This is a genomic window from Candidatus Bathyarchaeia archaeon, assembly GCA_035935655.1.
Classification (GTDB): Archaea; Thermoproteota; Bathyarchaeia; order 40CM-2-53-6; family 40CM-2-53-6; genus 40CM-2-53-6.
This window is the reverse complement of sequence record DASYWW010000040.1, coordinates 147,554-164,158: the sequence shown is the minus strand read 5'-3', so window position 1 is coordinate 164,158 and position 16,605 is coordinate 147,554. Positions and strand designations below refer to the sequence as shown.

Here is a 16,605-nt window from a genome sequence, read left to right as displayed (position 1 = left end):
TCTATGCTGCTTCAACCGTGGTACTCTCGGTAACCTTCTTTAGTTGAGCCCGGTACATTTCCACTATTTCCTCCGTCGTGGTGCAGTCTTCTGCTGACTTGTCTTCGCGATACTTTCCCGTAAACCGTGGAAACCTCACTGCTAGACCTGCACCCGGCCTGATACTGTTCATTCCGCAGGTGTGTATCGGGCTAAGCGTGATCTCTGCACCTATTATCTCGAGAACAAGTCCCGAGACGAACCATGCGTCTGCCTCAATCTTGGAATCCACTCTTGGGTGCATGTGGTCTATTCGATATTTGCCAAGAAGCCTTGGCAGTTTCTCCAAGTCTTCATCAGTGAATCCTGACCCGCATTTACAGACGGTTCTGAATACGTCTTGGCTCTTGTCGTAGGCCGCGAGAAGCAAGGCGCCGTAGGTTCCTCCTCGCCGGCCCCTACCCGCGAAGGCTCCGACTACAGCCAAGTCGACGCTATCTTGCATTTCCGACTTGTATTCACGCTTGTATTTGATCCACGTCCAACCTCTTGCGCCTGCCTTGTACACTGAGTTGGGGCCAATTGATTTGATCATCAAGCCTTCACAACCATCTGCCACCGCCTCTTGCATGAAGTCATCTAACTGCTTGGGGGCAGTGCAAATTTTCTGCTTAGAAAGGTTCAATCTTGGATTCCTCTGAATCAGCTTTCGAAGCCTTTCACGTCTTTCAAGGTAAGGCCGATCGGTGTAGTCAATCGTATCAGAATATAGAAGGTCAAACGGATAGAAAGCAACAGGTATCTCCTGAACAGTTCTTTCAAGGTCGTATTTTCTGCCTCTACGCTGCGAGATCAACTGGAAGGGTAAGAGCTCCCCGGTAGCCGCGTCGACGGGAACCGCTTCACCTTCCAAGACTAATGCCATTTCCCCTAGATTTTTCTTCAATAATTGTCGTACATCGGGAAATTGATCGGTGATGTTCTCGAGGCGTCTCGAAAAGAGCACGATCTCCCTCGGGGAGACATGCGCCTGAATTCTTAGGCCGTCGTACTTGTATTCGGCTGCACACTCGCCGTTCATCTTTGCGAGGATTTCCTCAGCGTCGGAGAGCCGTTCTGCAAGCATCGGCCGGATAGGCCTGCCGACCATAACTCTGAGGGACGCTATTGCCTCTATTCCTCTAGTAGCTAGAGTTCTAGCAACGTAACCGAGGTCAGACGAGCGATTGTAGGCGCGCTCTAAGATCGGCCTTGACTCTTTTCCTCCTCCGAGAGAAATCGCGAGCGCGTCTAGTATTGTCATGTCCGCTACGCCCAGCCGTAGACGGCCGAGAGCCATTCGAGTGATGTATTTCGTCTCGGTCGGAGACGCCCTCCCCAAGAGGCCGGTTAGATGTCTGAGCTTCGAGTCGATAGACCCCTTACCTGCCTCGTGAGCTATCGCGTCGAAGACATTGTAGACCTCCTCGACCGTGAGGGCTTCCCTCTGAAACGAGACCTGAATCTTGTCTTTGACCAGTTGCTCAGCAGTTACTCCAAGATCGCCCAACTTCTTGTAGAGTGCTGTAACCCTCGCTTCGGTCTGCCCGGTTACCTTCGCGACAGCACGAAACAGAAGCTTCTCGGCTACTCCAAGCTCTATGCCAAGGAAATCTGGATACAACTTTCCCTGAGTTAGGTAGACCACCTTATCGATAATTGAGTGCGGAGTAGCATTGATGAGATCGACTAGAAGGCGAGTTATCTCCAGCCGCTTCGTGGTGACTTCGATCTTAGAATAAGCATCGACTATCCTCGAATAGAGCAAGTTGAGAAGCAACCCAGTCGGATCTTGTTGTTAGATGCTCTTAATTTCTTACTTGCGTCCCGGCGGAGCCCTCTATTGCGCCTCCTAGGTCTCTGAGGTTTGCTATCACCGCTCTTTTTCCGCCGCTCCGAAGAAATCGAATCGCGGCTTCCACCTTAGGCCCCATGCTTCCTGTAGCGAAAGAACCCTTCCTAGCATACTTCTCGAGCTCATCTCGGTTGACCTTTGACAATAGCTGCTGTTCTGGTTTACCATAACTAAGGTAGGCGCCCTCAACGTCCGTCAGAATGACTAGGTTATCTGCATGAATCGATGTGGCTAATCTTTCAGAGGCGAGGTCCTTGTCGATTACCGCCTCGACTCCCTCTAATTCGCGGCCTTGTCGTATGACAGGTATTCCTCCTCCTCCGCACGCGATGACGATCGACTCGTTGTCAACCAGGACCTGGATCGCTCTGTGCTCGATAACCGCTATGGGGTCCGGCGATGGAACGAGTCTCCTGTATCCTCTCCCAGAATCCTCTTCAATAGTAAGGTCCTTTCTATCTTTCAGAATTGCATCTCGCTGGTCCTTTGTATAGAATGGTCCAATAGGCTTTGATGGGTGCTTGAACGCAGGATCGTTCGGATCCACCAGGACTTGGGTCACAATTGTCGCAACTGGCTTGCTAGATCCACGCTCGGACAATTCATCTTGGAGGCATTGTTGGATCATATAGCCTAGGAAACCCTGGGTCTCCGCCCCACAAGCATGTAGGGGAAGAGGAGGTACTCTGGCTCGACCCATCTCGTGTCTGATGACTGTTGCACCGATTTGGGGGCCGTTTCCATGTACAATGACGATTCTGAGCCCTTCATCCACAAGCGTAGCTATTTGAGCCGCAGTGGACCTCACGTTCTCATATTGCTCCTGGAAGGTACCTTGTTGATTGCGGCGAAGAATCGCGTTCCCCCCAAGAGCAAGAACTGTTATGCGTGTTTCAGGCGACAAGATCGTTTCGTCTCTTCGAAGGATGGGGGTGAGCAGGCAGGGTTCCTTTTGTCTCTGACGTTCCCAATCCAGAGTAGGACGTGGCATCCTATGTTGCACTTTGATCTGCCCCCGTTGATCTTTCGTCGAGAAATCTCGAGCCCTTAAAGGATAGTTGTGTTTGCCCTCGTTTGCAAGGTAATCGAAACTGGTTATACACCCCGCATGATTCCCATGATTCGATTGAGAATAGGGGGCCCTTGAACTGGGTACCACATTGCAAAATGCTCGAAGCGTGAAGAGCTACTATATCGCAGGTGAATTCTATGATTGGGTTACTGATCCCCGGGCCCTAGAAAGAATATTCCACTGGGGAAGATCGACAGTGGCAAAAAGGTTGATCCGAAGGCTGGCCAAGTCGGAGTGTGCGCTTGATATCGGCTGTGGAACCGGGCTGATTACACGATATATTCGCTCTTCACGAGTCGTTGGTCTCGACATAAATCGATGGAACCTGCTAAGGGCGAAGAGACGCATTCCGGACGCGGAATTCGTTCAATGCGACGTCGAACACATGCCGCTCCGGACCGGTCTAGCTGACTTGGCGATTTGCACAGAGGTAGTGGAGCATCTTTACGTTCCTAAGCGAGCTCTCGGTGAGATCGCCAGGGTGATCAAACCGCATGGTATTTTCATCGGCTCCGTTCCAAGCAGCAATCCACTGTGGAGGTTTCGGAACATTCTTAGCGTGACCCACCCGCAGTCCGAACCCTTTCACAACAATTTCTCGAAGGAACAGTTGAAGGAGTTGTTGGCGGATAGGTTTGTGAGTATCAATCTCTTCTATGAAAATCTCCTGATGAACCTCTTCTTTACCGCGCATAGACCTAACCCGGTAACGAACCTTTCCTTGAGGGATGCTGTTGCTGGTCGTTAAATAGCAGTGTTGTCGCCCAAGCGGAATTGTGCCAGCTTACGCTTACCCGGGATGGCGACGAGTGCTTTTTGTCGCGGTCCTAGTCGTCGTCTTGGTCATTGCATTGGCTCCTTCAGTCAGTCAGGGGACCGTTAAGGTGCACGTCTATGGGTTGACAGCTCCCGGCGTAATCGATCATCTTTACGTCAAGTTCGCTGGCTTGCAATTCCACACCTTCGGGTTCGATTTCGGGAAGGGATGGGTAAATGTTAACGAGACCACTCCAACTATTGACTTGGTTCCGCTCCCGACCAATTTCCTACCTCAAATCGTCGCATCTGCCCAGATTACCTCAGGTAGATACGACGCGATCCGGCTATCCATGACGAATTCGACTGCAGTCATAGGTGCCACTCAAGTACCACTCTCGAACAACCCCACTTTGAACGCCAACTTCACTCTCCCCATCCCCCCGAACGGTTTCGGAGACATTCTCCTAGTAGTAAGTTTCGACGATTCTATGATTTTGGCTAGTCCAGCTACCCTCTCGATTCAGATTGTCCAGACGTCGGTGGTCTGATCTGCTTCACCGAAACCATCAAATTCGACTGCTGGAGACGAGGTTTGTATGTGCGTAATTGGCAAAAACCAACTCGTCACCCTTATCAAGGCTCACAAGTGCATTCATCCATTCGACTATGGGCTCCTTGACGGCGACGGTTATGTTCTCACGGTCAAAGAGGAGAGGACCCTTCACTATCTGGAGCACCAGAATCTGGTCTCCAACGAGGTCGTGTTTACCCCTCCAGAATTTGTCGCGCACCTCACCGCGAAGAGCAAGTACGGTAGAATGGGCCTATCGTTTCTGAACGCTGCAAAGGTCCACAGCGGGTTCATAGGTCGCCTCGCGCTTGAACTCGTTAACCTGAGTAACGAGAGGCAACCAATAACGATCAAACGAGGAGATCCTTTGATGCATATCGAATTCATGAAACGTGAGGGAGAGGCATCCCCCTACAATGGCGGATATATGTTTCAATTCATGAGTGAGGACGAAATCGGAGAATACATGTCGATACTGGCGAGGGACTTCAAGACTTTGTTTCCGAAAGAGTACCTGACAAAGGCTGCACAAGCACGAGTCGCTGTCGTCACTCAGATCTAACCCATGGCAGTCAAATAAACTGGAGCAATTGTCCATAGCGATCCCGATCCTGAGTGGGCCGCGCTCTTAGTTTTTGGAAGAAATTTGGTCTAGAACGAGCTTTAGCTTGGGATCTTTGATTGCGCCCTTAGAGGATTCGTAGAATTCTCTTAGTTTTGTCGCTTCGATACCTTGCCTCGAATATTCGTTGGCTTGGAGTGCCATCTCCAACTTATCGAGTTCGTGAACCAGCTGCCCCTCCTTGCTGTTTTCACTCTCTAGCTCAGCCCACAGTTCTCGGTAAGCCCTCTGATCCTCCCCTCGGAAGTACGAGAGCAACTGTTCTCGAGCCGAGATTTTCTGGGCTGTAACGGTTTTTTCTCCCTTGGATTCCTTGTCCTGAGGAGTCAGATCTCCCGTGATCGCTTCTTCCAGGTCATGCAACAACGCAAGCTTCAGTAGCTTTTCTACGTCGTAACCTCGTCTCTCCCCCTCGAACAAACAGAGAATCGATAACGCGAACGAATGATCGGCAACTGACTCAGGTCTTTGAAGGCGGAGTTTCTTGAGCCACCCTCGGCGGGGTTCGGCTTTCAACCTGGCCGCGAATTCCCAAAACCCGATCAGCTCGTCCAAGATTTGTTCCCACCAATGTGCGCACTCCGACCGCAATCCCTAAAAACCCTTCACTATGTAAACACGCCAGCCATTCGTCCTGTGAAGGCCTAGCAAATTGGTTAAGAAAATCCTAACTAGATTCGCTGTGGCGAAGAAACCAGCTCGATCTGAAGGTACGCACTACAGGTCACCCCGAATTTATCTCCCTACCAAATTGACAGATGACTCTAGCTTTCCATTCAAAGAAGGAGACTTACTCACTATTCGAGTTGATGGCCGTAAGTTGATCGTTCAGAAGGCTCAGAAGAGCATTCTCCAGATATCTGGGACCGGAGATGCCCGGCAGAAACCATAATACCTCAGGGGGTCTCGTCGCGTCCTATTTTGCAAATCGAATGGTAAGAGTGACCGTGCAAGGTACAAATCTTACTGGTGAGCGTTTCTGGGGCCAAGACATGCAATTACCGCCTCAAGTCCAGATCGGTGTTAACATCAATATCATCGGATTAGAGATGAAAAACGAGCTCACAGCTGACGCTCCCTTTGTTTTCACGGTCAACTACAGTCCATCAATTGCACAGCTCAGCGTCAAAGGCCGGGCGCAAGTGATGGGCTAAAAAAAAGGGGAGATCTCTAAGATAATAGACGAGCGCAAACAGAACAAGCCCCCACACTTAGCGATAATTCAGGCGGTATCGAGCCTTGCGATGGCTGAGGCGATTCTCTTATCGAAGAGCCTAGGGGATCCCTCCGCCACTTCTCCCTATAGGCCTTCCGCCAGAACAAATGCAAGCAAAGCAACACCGGGGGCAGAGAAAATCCGAGGCGCGCTACACGACCTAATTCTAATCACGGATTATTACAGCCCTCCAAAATTTTGGAGGATTGTCATCCCTCCAAAAAATTGGACTCTCCCGGCTCGCTGTCATAGACGAATGCCCTCTTCGGCTAGCACCGTTTCCACTATGGCTTGCCTCCTGTCCAATGGAGTCGCAGGCACATATCTCGCGATGACACCCAATGGTGTCCGGTCGTGCCTCTCAATGTCGTAGAATTCGAACTGGTTCAATGGCTGGCCGGAGATCGGTACGCCAAGCCTTTTCAACATTATTCCGTGAAATCATCGCCGGGATCGATTCAGCGTTTTGGGTGCTTTCGTATGACTCAACTCGCGCTCGTGGAGCTCTTCTACTGCTTGGGTCTTGATGCTCGCTCGGAACTAGATCAAGTTTTGGTGATCTGAAAGCTCCGGAAAGCAATTCTACCATTACGCCGGCAGATCCTATTTGTCCAACTCTACTAATACGCACGTACACTTGCTAAAACTGCACTTTTAGTAAGTCTTATTTCGGCTACCGTAAAGAGGCTAGAGGCGAAAAATCGATGAGCTTGTTCGAAGCATACGAGTCGAGGCTAACTCCCAGACTTCGGGACTTGGTCTGGAAGAGAGACAATAATACCTGTCAGAGATGCGGCAAGATCTCGTGCTACAGTCCTAGGACGGGTCTGGTTTCCGAAGGCTGGGATCCATATATGGTTGTACATCACATCGACAGGAATCGTGGCAACAACTCTCTCGACAACCTCAAGCTCGTTTGCCCATCTTGTCACGTCAAAGAACATGGGAAAGAATGGGGAAACACGGGAAAGGGAAAGAATCAGAGGCGCATTCTCTCATGCGAGTAAGCAGAGACGGACGAGGGGAGACTCGGTTAACAGATGCTCAGAAGAACCGGATATTGAAATTGGCCCAGGAGGTTCCTCGAGATTACCTTCTGTTGGGGCTTCAGTTGGAGCGAGGATGGCGTATCGGAAGCATCGTGGGCTGCCATAACAAGGTGACCTACATCAGGAAGAGGACCGGTGAGAAGGTCGTGTGCTTCGTGGAGCTTCCAGGAATACAGAAAGAGGACGTCGGCGAAGAAACAATAATGATTCACTTCAAGGGGGGAAAGATAGAGCCAGACTATCCTGGGAAAAAGTGGCTCCGGCTTGCTCAGAAACTAGCCCTAAAAGCTCAGAAAGGCGAGAGGATTATCTCTCTTTCAGAGCAACATGGAACAAACATCCTGCGAAAGTATGCCAGACTCGCTGGTGTTCCTGATTGGGACCGTCTGCATAATCACCGTCAGCGGGCCTATTTCGGGACATACTGGGCCAGAAAGACCGGTAGGGATCCTTGGAAAGTTCAGAGCCTTATGGGGCACAAAGACTTGAGGGCAACAGCCGTGTATGTTGAAGAGCTCTCCCTCGAAGAGAAGAAGCAGCTCCTAGACGAGTCCTAGGCAACGTTAGAGATCCTCGGTGATTCGGAAAGAACTCGTTGGCGCTACCCCTTCAAGCCGAAGAATCTAGAAACTTGTCCCACGGAGGTTACGCGAGGATGTAGGAGGACAAGTAAGGCGCGATTCATTGAACAATTTACGTTAGAAATCTCTCAACCAACAATCCATCTTTTTCTCCCGGCTTACAGATTATTCATCGACCATAAGGATTAAACGAGACGTGAAATTGTCGTTCCGTCGGACGTGAACCGCGTGCCCCGAAGAGCAGTTCGAAGACCAGCCAAACAGAAGACAACAATCTTGTTCAAAGCCGGAAACCTACCAAACACCCCAGAGGACCTTTTCCGACGGGTATTCTGGAAGAGCGACTTTCTCGCTGGCGAAGCCCACAACTTCTGGAGGGAAGTCAAGAGAGCTGAACCTGGCGGCCTACCAATCCAAGCATGGAAGGACTGGATCTCGAAACGCGGAATGAGCGTTGGACAATTCTACAATATGATTCACGGACTTGTCGGAGCAGGTTTCATAGAGAAGCGCGATTCCAAGTGGCACATGAGCGAAGGATTCATGCAAGAACTAGAACAAATGATGAAGGTCTATTCCTCCGAAAGTGGATACGAAGCCAGGATGAAATAGGTCATCCAAAAAACTGGACGATCGAGATACATCCAATAAATCGGATGCAACTAACGGCAGTTTTTCAAAACTCGCCCGTTCAGATCGATTTCTCCATTCCTAATTCTTGTAGTCGAGATTGGCTTCCCGTCCGCAGCCGTCACCAAATTGACGATTCGCAGGTCCACCGGCTGCAGACCATTCTGCTTCCTGCGTTCATTCAGTCTTCGACCACTTGCAAGGGTCTTCCTGCTGACTACCAGAGCCTGAAGCTTCCTTCGCCGTGCAGCAGGTCCGTAAGGCTCACGAAGAGCAGTCACCCTCGCCCGCGACAACCACCCTCGAGTTTTCAGAAACACGTTCAGGTCATGAACTCGACTTGAAAACGAACGAACTTGGTGTTTCTTATCTAGCCTCGCAACAAATCGGTCGCTCGTAACTCCGATCAAGACCAAGTCTCCGAGCCTGAAAGCTTCAGAAAGCAATTGACGGTGGCCAGCGTGTAAGACGTCGAATGTTCCTCCGAGAGCCACGAGTTTGTAGGGATGAGCTGACTGGTGCAAGTCGTGGGCATTTTGGGTTCCGGATTTTAAGGATAAACTTTGGGCTGCAGTGAGCAATTCCTTCGATTTTCTGGAGAGAGGAAAATCGCACCATAGGGTCGTGGGACGCACGGTTCGAAGTCGCCCAGTCCTCGGTCTGACAGCGACGAGTACTCCTATCCTCATATCCGCGATCGGCCCAATAGCAACATGGGGAGTGAAGTTGGGTTCGGACTCTAGATCCCCTCGGGCACGTCAAAGGTTCACCTTTTCCGGTCCAACAAAGAAAGAGAAGAAGGAAAGGGTGACGACTGATGATATTCTTGAGAGTTTGACCAGACAAGCAGAACTGAGGAAGAGGCTTGGAGAAAAGGATGCGGTCAGACTAGAGGAGATTGCCGAGACGGAGGAGTTGAACCGTTTTCAGGGGTTCAATCCTGAACCGGTGACTACGCCGAGTATTGAAAGGAACAGAAGCTTCGCACATCTCGCCTTCATCCTTATGCTTCTCTGCGGACTGACGGTAGTATGGTTATACCGTTCAGTCGCCAAGTCGTTTGATATTGCATCATTGACCGGAATCGTTCAGAAATCTGGAGTCCAATCGATCTTCGCCAACCAGGCCCAACTCGGGACTATCGCATTAGGCGCTGTAGCGATTGCTCTTTGGATTCGACACAGAAGGCGAAGCTCAGGCGTTCAGTTTGTCTCCGCCTAGGCCCTGCCAGGTTTGAGGGACGCCCTTCGTTGGAGGTTATAAGACGGCGAAAAACGGGCTTGACTTGTGTCAAACGATTCTCGTACAAGCGGGACGGAAAAATCCAATCCATACTTGACCTCTCCAACTGTTGTCTTTTCCCTCACACTCATTTGCGTTTATGTGGCGATTGGATTCTTGGTAGGAGACTTCGTCAGCCCTATCTCCATTCTCCCAAATTCAAGGCTGCTCCAGGTTCTTGTCCAGTGCGACGGTCCCTTACCTTTCTATCCTTGGACATTGGTGACTTCGATCTTTCTTCATGCAAGTGTGATTCACATCGCGAGCAACATCCTATTCCTGTTGCTCTTTGGCTCCATACTTGAGGAACAAGTTACGAAGACTCGTTGGATAACAACTTTTTTCCTCACCGGTGTTGCCGGAAGCCTCACCTTCGTCGGGTCTGATCTCGCAGGCTTTCTTCTAACCAACTTCCCTAACCCGTCCTCTTTGAGTTGTGGCGTGGGAGCATCGGGCGCAGTCTACGGAATAATGGGAGCTGCAACAGGGCTTAGAGGCGTCATTCTGATCATATTCATCGCTGGCTTGGATATCTTTGCAGGCGGGGGCTTCTTCGCACACATCGGAGGTCTTATCACCGGGCTTCTTCTTCGACGATTCTGGAACTCGGACCTCAAGAACTTCTAGCGTTGACAGAGGTAGGGAACTTTGACCCGGGACTCTATTGGATGTGAGAGATCATTTGGATCGAACCTGACCTTCTTGCCTTTAGTTGTCTGACCTCCGACACACACTCCCGGAACAAATACGTTTCGATTTCTACGATGGAACGCAAGATTCGTTCCCCCATCTCCTTCGTACCTAGGAACATATTGGTCCTAAGTTCGAGTCTCAAACGATCTCCAGACCACGACCGAGAACTAACCAATTTTCGCGTTGTTCCCACATCTCGACCTCTTGGTATCATCTATGAAAGCGGAATGTAGGAGGAAATCCAATTCTTGGCACTATATGTTTTCTCTCCATTAGTTTGCAGCGGTTTTACCCTAACAAGCAATTGCCGGCGGCTCTCGTTTAGTGTCATCGTCGAGCGTTAACTTGCGTGACAGGGGTGGAACTGCTTCTTCTAACGATCGCGGCTTGGTTACGTGATTGCGTGCGACTTGAGACTCTTTCTTGGGCCTGAAAAGGGCGTCCACATGTGATAATGAATCCGGGCGGTCCCACCACATTGCGGTTTCCCTAGCGGATGTCTCGGGAGTTTCGTCTTGAACACTCTTACTGGACCGAGGGATATTCGACATCGGGTATGGTAGCCCGGGGGAGATTCGAACTCCCGTCAGCAGGTTGCTCCAACCCCTCTGTTTGAGGGGATCCAGAGCCGACTAGGGACGCTTCCGTGTTCTGGCCCGAAACGCCCATGCTATGCTAGACCACTACACCACCGGGCTACGAAGTTCTCGGTTGCCCCTCGACCAGTCATAATAGGTTTCGTCGACCCCACGATCTCAAATCCGACGAAACAACAAGCCTGTTCATGTCATCTGCCGTAGAACCCGCGGCAACGCAGAATCCTAGGGGGATTAGCAGGCGAATCGCCCAAAATAACCCCCAATCTTGAATCAAGAACGACCCCTAGATCCCGCGTTAGGATCGTTCGGGAATTGATGAGATAACTCCCGCAAACGTCTTTCCATCTAACCGTGGATCACGCTCTGAATCACCGATCTCGCCCATTATCCCTGCCGGACAGGAAATCCTCTCGACAAAAAGGGGGGTACTAGCGAGTGGGTCTCGAGACACAAGACCGCATCCTCCGTCCAGCAGGATGCCTGAAAGGAACAGGGAGACCGAAGCGGCCGGAACCCGACCTAGCCTATATACTTGTCGAAACACTTATATGCAAAATCGAGCGCGTCGCTTTCGCTTTCCGAGCTTGGACTCTTCTAAAGCCCCCTCCGAGACCGGTCCACCAGGCGGGGACACCCACGGTCCGCGGAAACCCAGGGAAAAAACCATGAGCACACCATCCCCGAGCACACACGCACCAAAAGTTCACGTCTGTCCTGAGTGCGGAAGCCTCAATCTCATAGAAGACTTCGACCAAGGCGAAACGATCTGCCAAGACTGCGGCCTAGTCCTATCGCAGAACTTGATGAGCAGAGGACCCGAATGGCGAGCGTTCACCAAGGAAGAGAAAGATGAGAGGGGACGTGTCGGAATACCCACTTCATTCTCCATCCACGACAAGGGACTCTCAACTGTCATCGATCGAGTCAACAGAGACGCTTTCGGCAGACAACTGCCCTTCGAGACGAGAATGGAGATGCTCCGGCTCCGCAAATGGCAGATCCGAACTCGAGTACACTCATCATCCGATCGCAACCTAGCCCAGGCAATGGCCGAACTGGACCGTCTAACAGACAGACTGCACGTCCCAGCAAACGTCAAAGAAGACTCCGCAGTCGTGTACAGAAAAGCGCTCGACAGTGGGCTAGTGAGAGGCCGTTCAATCGCAGCAATAGCCGCCGCGTCATTGTACGCGGCATGCAGATCCAGCGAGACCCCGAGAACGCTCAAAGAAGTTGCCTCCGCAAGCCGGATCAAGAAAAAAGACGTCGCACGCTGCTATCGCCTCCTGCTCAGAGAGCTAGAGATGGCCATGCCGGTCGAAGATCCTATCCGCTGCATCTCCAAGATCGCAAGCAGAGCAGAAATCACGATACAAACTCAGCAATCAGCAATTCAAGTATTGAAAGACGCCAGAAAAAAGGGCGTCGTAGCCGGCAAAGACCCGATGGGCCTGGCTGCTGCAGCCCTCTATGTCGCCTGCGTCCTCCAGGGCGAGAAAAAGACCCAGAAAGAGATCGCAGAAATCGCCAATGTCACAGAGGTCACCGTCCGAAACAGGTACAAAGGCCTCAAGGACGCACTCGGCCTAACCGCCTGAAACGGTGAACTAGCGAAGATACTGGCGCATACTCTGAATATTGTTGAACACAGTACTCCACTGAGGCGCCGGACTCGGCTTGGCAGTACTATACCCGGTCATTGATATAGAGAACTTCACCCTCGGATCCCTAGAATAGTAATAAATGATATCCAGTTTTCGCTTCGGGTTAGCGTTGTAAAGACTCCTCTTCAACGCATTGAACAGGTATTTGTTAAAGAACTCAAGCTCAATCGAGACGGTTATCCGCTCACTCAATAGAGAACCTTCTAGATCGCCCAACCGTATATGTTGGCTATACCTATTTATCGATAGCCCCTAGACCCGACAAACCCTCAACAGGTCCCCTAGAAAGCAGTAGACACCCACAGCAATCCAGAGAGAACCCAAGCAGCAAATGGCTCCAGAACTCAATCTCCGTAAACCCCGAATACGCCAACCCCTGAACCCATCTTTACCCGGGTAACAATCGGAATTTTACCGCAGAAAGCGCTGAACACTACAGAACCATGACGGAAAAGACCACTGTGATCCTCGCTCTTGGACTGGCTTGGCTCTTCTGGTTCCTCTTCTTCCTCTACCTAGGTGTGTAGCCCCGGGCTACTGAAGGCACGCTTAAATACGCAAACCAACCACCAGCATGTCGTGGACGATTACAAGGGAGAACTGGGCTTCTAGAATGGCCGACGTCTGTTCTACCTGCGGCCTTCCAAAAGATCTCTGCGTTTGCGGCACCATCAGCATGGAGCAGCAGACGGTAAAAGTGCGAATGGAGATGCGCAAGTGGGGCAAACCCGCCACTATAGTTGAGGGAATAGACGGAAAGAGCGTTGACCTTCCAGATCTCGCAACGAAACTAAAGACATATTGTGCTTGCGGCGGAACGTCCAAGAACAACGCCATCATTCTTCAAGGAGATCATCGCGACAAGGTGAAAAAAGTCTTAGTTGGATACGGGTTTCCAGAAGCAAGTATAGAACTCCACTAGGTCGCTTAGAGCCTGTCCAGTGTAAAAGAAATCCTTAGCTCATTGCGACGAGGTCCCATAGGACTACGAACATGTCCTCATTGTGGTTGGTCAGTGGAAAGGTCTCGAGGACCGCTCGAGGGATGGATCTTGCCGGTAAGGTACGTTTGCAAGAGCTGCGGTTATGAAGGATTCATTGCTTTGGAAGAAGAGAGAGAAGCCGAACCCTAGGATGCTCGAGACGGAAAACGTCGGAAGAGTTCAATCATTTCTGATTCGAACACCTCTGGACGGAACCTCTTTGCCCTTGCGGATGAGGCTGTCGAAAGCCTCTGCCGGAGACGGTCATCATTCGTCAGTGCGGAAATCTGGCCCACGGCTGTGGGCAGGTCGCGCCAGCGGAAACCAACATCCGCAGTCACTATCTCCCTCGGCCCTCCACTATCATGAACGACCGGGACGCATCCGGCAGCCATAGCCTCGACGATTGTTATTCCGAAATGCTCGCCTTTGGCGCAATGAACATAGGCCATCGCCCGACCAAGAATATCTCTAACCTTCCTCAAAGGGGAGAGAACGAAGGACACATTGTCAGGTGCTCCCTGGCGCAACTGCTCATAGTACGTCGATCTCTTTTCTGGGAGACTGGCTATCGCGAGAAACCTCGTTTCAGGGAGGAGTCGCGCTAGATCAACAAACAAGTCAAATCCTTTTTCTGGAACAAGTCGACCAACAGTCACTACCAAGTTCTCTCGACCCCGTCGGCCCCCGTATTCGGAATAATCTTGAATCGGACAAGGTGGGTATAGAGTAGTGGAATCGCGTCCCCACTTCTCTTTGACGAATCCTTTCGTGTAGTCCGACACGCTGAGTAAGGTCCCAACGCGGCCTACGTGCTTGCGGTAGTATTCGCTCGCTGGCTTGTAGTATAATTGCCAGATGGGAGAGGATGGATTGACCGCCAAGTGTGAGAAGCTTTCTGTAAAATAACAATACTGCGCCACGGGCCTGGGGGTAGAAGGCACATTTGCGATGTCCTGTGTGCTCAAAACAAGATCGAAACTGTCGATCGACGATAGTCTCCTAATCTGAAACCAATTGTAGATCAATCTCGGATAGAGAAGACCACGCTGGCCTGAAACCGACCTGAATGCGGGATAATACAAACGTTTGATATCATTGAAGACCCCGGAGTAACCATAGAAATCCTCAAAACTGGTTTCATCGAACTCCTCTGCAAGAAGGTGAACTTCATGGCCAGCCTTGGTCGCGGCTATGATCGAGTGGATGGCAACTCTCTCTCCCCCGCCCTTAACGCTCAATCGAGGGTGAACGAGCAGTATCTTCATGGATTAGCATCCTTGAGTCGGGAAGACTGAACCGATGTACGGTTAACTGTCTCTAGACTTCCACATCTCTACGGTCTGGTTCAATCCCTCTCGTAGACTGTAGGATGGTTTCCAATTGAGTTCCTTGGAAATCTTCGAGTTGTCTAGGACCAAGTATTGCGGGTCCTGCGATTTGGGTCGTTGAGGGTAGCCGGGGGGATAAGATCCAAAAACAATTTTCCCCTTGAACCCTATCATAGTCGTCAGAATCTTGGCCAACTCAGAGTTAGTGACAGGGTTGCCAGGAGATACATTGTAGACTTGGCCTATGGCCTTTGGCGACCTAGCAGATAGGACGTAAGCGCTTACATGGTCTTCCGCAAACATGTAGTCTCGGACAGAGTCAGGAGCTCCAACATAGCAAGTTTCTCCAGCCAACATCTTGGAGACGAGGTATTCTGTGTAGAACCCTACTTCACCGGTCCTTCCATAGCTATTGATAGGACGCAGCACGGTTCCCTTCAGATGATATACACGATTGGCCATCTGAACGTATTGGTCTGCCGCCGATTTCGTGACAGCGTAAGGAGAAGCTGGGTTCAATAACGCACTTTCCCCGATAGGCCTGTCACCTTCTTGCCAGCCATACACCTCTGCGGTCGACGCTGCGATCAGTCGAGCGTTCGGCGCCTCCGCAAGAATTGCGTGGACCAGATTTACCGTTCCCTCAAAGTTTGTGGCGATGTAAGGGTACGGATCGTCGAAAGAGAGTCTGACCGGGGTTAGAGCTCCCAGATGGAAGATTATTTCCGGCTCCGACGCGTCCACTGCAGATAATATGGAGTGAAATGTTCCAAGGTCCCCCTCGATGAGGTGGACTTGGGAGACCACCTTCCTGATTCTACCTAATTCTCGTTCAGATGTATGTCTGACTAGCCCATGAACATTGTACCCATCCTCAACCAGGCGAGACGCGAGTCTTGAGCCGATGAAACCGGTAATCCCTGTGATTAGAACGTTCATCTTGTCGATCGCCTCTTCAATTCTTCATCAGCTTCCTCTAGTTCCCTCAACGAGTTAACCGTGATGAAAGAGCCCGGATGTCTGAACGCTTTTAGCTGCTTCATTTGTGCGAGTTTCGGAAACGTGGTTCGTTCAACATCGCCCCTCATAGGGAGGTATTTCAGTACTTTCCGGTCGAAAACGTATACTCCCATCGAGCAGAATACTTGATCTAAGACTGGCTTCTCGACGAATCCCTTGCAGTAGCCGTTACGATCAACCTCGACGAGACCGAAGGGAAGCCGAGGGTGGACAACCGCCACCGAGGCCAAAGGCCGACCCTCCAGATGATTCTTGTATATTGTGCCTAGTCTGAGATCCGTTATTTGATCCCCGTTGAGCGCAAAAAATGAAGGAGCGTCGACAAATCGCGAAATGGCAAGGCGGAAACCCTCGCTCGTTCCACCTTCTACGCTATGGGTGCTGTATCGGATACTTACTCCGAACCTTTTTCCTGATCCGAAGTAGCGAATTATTTTCTCCTTCAGATAGGCGACACCTATTACAAGATCGGTCACACCGCTTTCCTGGAGCCATTCGACAACCCATTCGAGGAGGGGTTTTCCTCCTACTTTGACGAGTCCTTTTGGGATATCGTGAGTGATCGGCCTAAGTCTAAGTCCTTCGCCTCCGGATAGGATTACAGCGGTCTTGGGGGGTTTCATCTAGCCTGGCCGCTTCGTGATTGGACCATTCTTTGGTGG

18 protein-coding genes and 1 tRNA gene are annotated in these 16,605 nt (G+C 50.9%); 11 read left to right on the top strand and 8 right to left on the bottom strand.

From position 1 onward, the window contains the following. Position 1 precedes the first annotated feature (1 nt). Together VGS11_08520 and arcC are read right to left on the bottom strand one after the other, a co-directional pair. Entirely contained in the window at positions 2 to 1,798 is a 1,797-nt protein-coding gene (locus VGS11_08520) for an ATP-dependent DNA ligase (GenBank protein HEV2120129.1), read from the bottom strand. Between the two features lie 28 nt (positions 1,799 to 1,826). Continuing rightward, complete coding sequence (arcC, locus tag VGS11_08515) at positions 1,827 to 2,777, bottom strand: carbamate kinase (protein ID HEV2120128.1); 951 nt, start codon at positions 2,775 to 2,777, stop codon at positions 1,827 to 1,829. 364 nt (positions 2,778 to 3,141) lie between these two features. On the opposite strand from arcC, the gene VGS11_08510 reads away from it, so the two are divergent. Genes VGS11_08510 through VGS11_08500 form a run of 3 tightly spaced genes read left to right on the top strand, consistent with a single transcriptional unit; the run spans position 3,142 to position 4,837 of the window. Continuing rightward, on the top strand, positions 3,142 to 3,693 hold the full coding sequence (locus VGS11_08510; protein HEV2120127.1) for a class I SAM-dependent methyltransferase: 552 nt from the start codon (positions 3,142 to 3,144) through the stop codon (positions 3,691 to 3,693). A 28-nt stretch (positions 3,694 to 3,721) separates the two neighbouring features. Continuing rightward, on the top strand, positions 3,722 to 4,252 hold the full coding sequence (locus tag VGS11_08505) for a DUF4382 domain-containing protein (GenBank protein ID HEV2120126.1): 531 nt from the start codon (positions 3,722 to 3,724) through the stop codon (positions 4,250 to 4,252). Between the two features lie 48 nt (positions 4,253 to 4,300). Continuing rightward, the gene (locus VGS11_08500; protein ID HEV2120125.1) at positions 4,301 to 4,837 is read left to right on the top strand and encodes a hypothetical protein; all 537 of its coding nucleotides are present in this window, start codon (positions 4,301 to 4,303) and stop codon (positions 4,835 to 4,837) included. Positions 4,838 to 4,903: 66 nt separating this feature from the next. On the opposite strand, the gene VGS11_08495 is transcribed toward VGS11_08500, so the two are convergent. Beyond that, on the bottom strand, positions 4,904 to 5,452 hold the full coding sequence (locus VGS11_08495) for an HD domain-containing protein (protein ID HEV2120124.1): 549 nt from the start codon (positions 5,450 to 5,452) through the stop codon (positions 4,904 to 4,906). 317 nt (positions 5,453 to 5,769) lie between these two features. Here VGS11_08495 and VGS11_08490 point away from each other — a divergent pair, with 317 nt between their 5' ends. The 6 genes from VGS11_08490 (at position 5,770) to VGS11_08465 (ending at position 10,281) form a co-directional block, all read left to right on the top strand. Then, positions 5,770 to 6,051, top strand: coding sequence for a hypothetical protein (locus VGS11_08490; protein HEV2120123.1), 282 nt, complete (start codon positions 5,770 to 5,772; stop codon positions 6,049 to 6,051). 766 nt (positions 6,052 to 6,817) lie between these two features. Next, a complete protein-coding gene (locus VGS11_08485) occupies positions 6,818 to 7,120 on the top strand; it encodes an HNH endonuclease signature motif containing protein (protein ID HEV2120122.1) in 303 nt (100 codons plus the stop codon). Next, entirely contained in the window at positions 7,066 to 7,719 is a 654-nt protein-coding gene (locus VGS11_08480; GenBank protein ID HEV2120121.1) for a tyrosine-type recombinase/integrase, read from the top strand. Before VGS11_08485 ends, VGS11_08480 begins: the two co-directional genes overlap by 55 nt. 252 nt (positions 7,720 to 7,971) lie before the next feature. After that, positions 7,972 to 8,355: a hypothetical protein gene (locus VGS11_08475; GenBank protein ID HEV2120120.1), complete on the top strand. Its 384-nt coding sequence runs from the start codon at positions 7,972 to 7,974 to the stop codon at positions 8,353 to 8,355. A 744-nt stretch (positions 8,356 to 9,099) separates the two neighbouring features. Beyond that, the gene (locus VGS11_08470; protein ID HEV2120119.1) at positions 9,100 to 9,594 is read left to right on the top strand and encodes a hypothetical protein; all 495 of its coding nucleotides are present in this window, start codon (positions 9,100 to 9,102) and stop codon (positions 9,592 to 9,594) included. 114 nt (positions 9,595 to 9,708) lie between these two features. Then, positions 9,709 to 10,281 (top strand): rhomboid family intramembrane serine protease, encoded by a 573-nt coding sequence (locus VGS11_08465; GenBank protein HEV2120118.1) that lies wholly within the window; start codon positions 9,709 to 9,711, stop codon positions 10,279 to 10,281. A gap of 623 nt (positions 10,282 to 10,904) precedes the next feature. Here VGS11_08465 and VGS11_08460 read toward each other — a convergent pair. Then, positions 10,905 to 11,045, bottom strand: a tRNA-OTHER gene (locus VGS11_08460). Positions 11,046 to 11,611: 566 nt separating this feature from the next. Here VGS11_08460 and VGS11_08455 point away from each other — a divergent pair. Beyond that, positions 11,612 to 12,544, top strand: coding sequence for a transcription initiation factor IIB (locus VGS11_08455; GenBank protein ID HEV2120117.1), 933 nt, complete (start codon positions 11,612 to 11,614; stop codon positions 12,542 to 12,544). A 9-nt stretch (positions 12,545 to 12,553) separates the two neighbouring features. Here the strand turns inward: VGS11_08455 and VGS11_08450 are convergent, their stop codons facing one another. Continuing rightward, complete coding sequence (locus VGS11_08450; GenBank protein HEV2120116.1) at positions 12,554 to 12,802, bottom strand: hypothetical protein; 249 nt, start codon at positions 12,800 to 12,802, stop codon at positions 12,554 to 12,556. 421 nt (positions 12,803 to 13,223) lie between these two features. On the opposite strand from VGS11_08450, the gene VGS11_08445 reads away from it, so the two are divergent. Then, a complete protein-coding gene (locus tag VGS11_08445) occupies positions 13,224 to 13,532 on the top strand; it encodes a translation initiation factor (GenBank protein HEV2120115.1) in 309 nt (102 codons plus the stop codon). Positions 13,533 to 13,738: 206 nt separating this feature from the next. On the opposite strand, the gene VGS11_08440 is transcribed toward VGS11_08445, so the two are convergent. Genes VGS11_08440 through VGS11_08430 form a run of 3 tightly spaced genes read right to left on the bottom strand, consistent with a single transcriptional unit; the run spans position 13,739 to position 16,566 of the window. Further along, complete coding sequence (locus VGS11_08440) at positions 13,739 to 14,860, bottom strand: glycosyltransferase family 4 protein (GenBank protein HEV2120114.1); 1,122 nt, start codon at positions 14,858 to 14,860, stop codon at positions 13,739 to 13,741. A gap of 42 nt (positions 14,861 to 14,902) precedes the next feature. After that, positions 14,903 to 15,862 (bottom strand): GDP-mannose 4,6-dehydratase, encoded by a 960-nt coding sequence (locus VGS11_08435; protein ID HEV2120113.1) that lies wholly within the window; start codon positions 15,860 to 15,862, stop codon positions 14,903 to 14,905. Beyond that, positions 15,859 to 16,566: a nucleotidyltransferase family protein gene (locus VGS11_08430; protein HEV2120112.1), complete on the bottom strand. Its 708-nt coding sequence runs from the start codon at positions 16,564 to 16,566 to the stop codon at positions 15,859 to 15,861. The genes VGS11_08435 and VGS11_08430 overlap by 4 nt, the downstream gene beginning before the upstream one ends. Between the last annotated feature and the right edge of the window lie 39 nt (positions 16,567 to 16,605).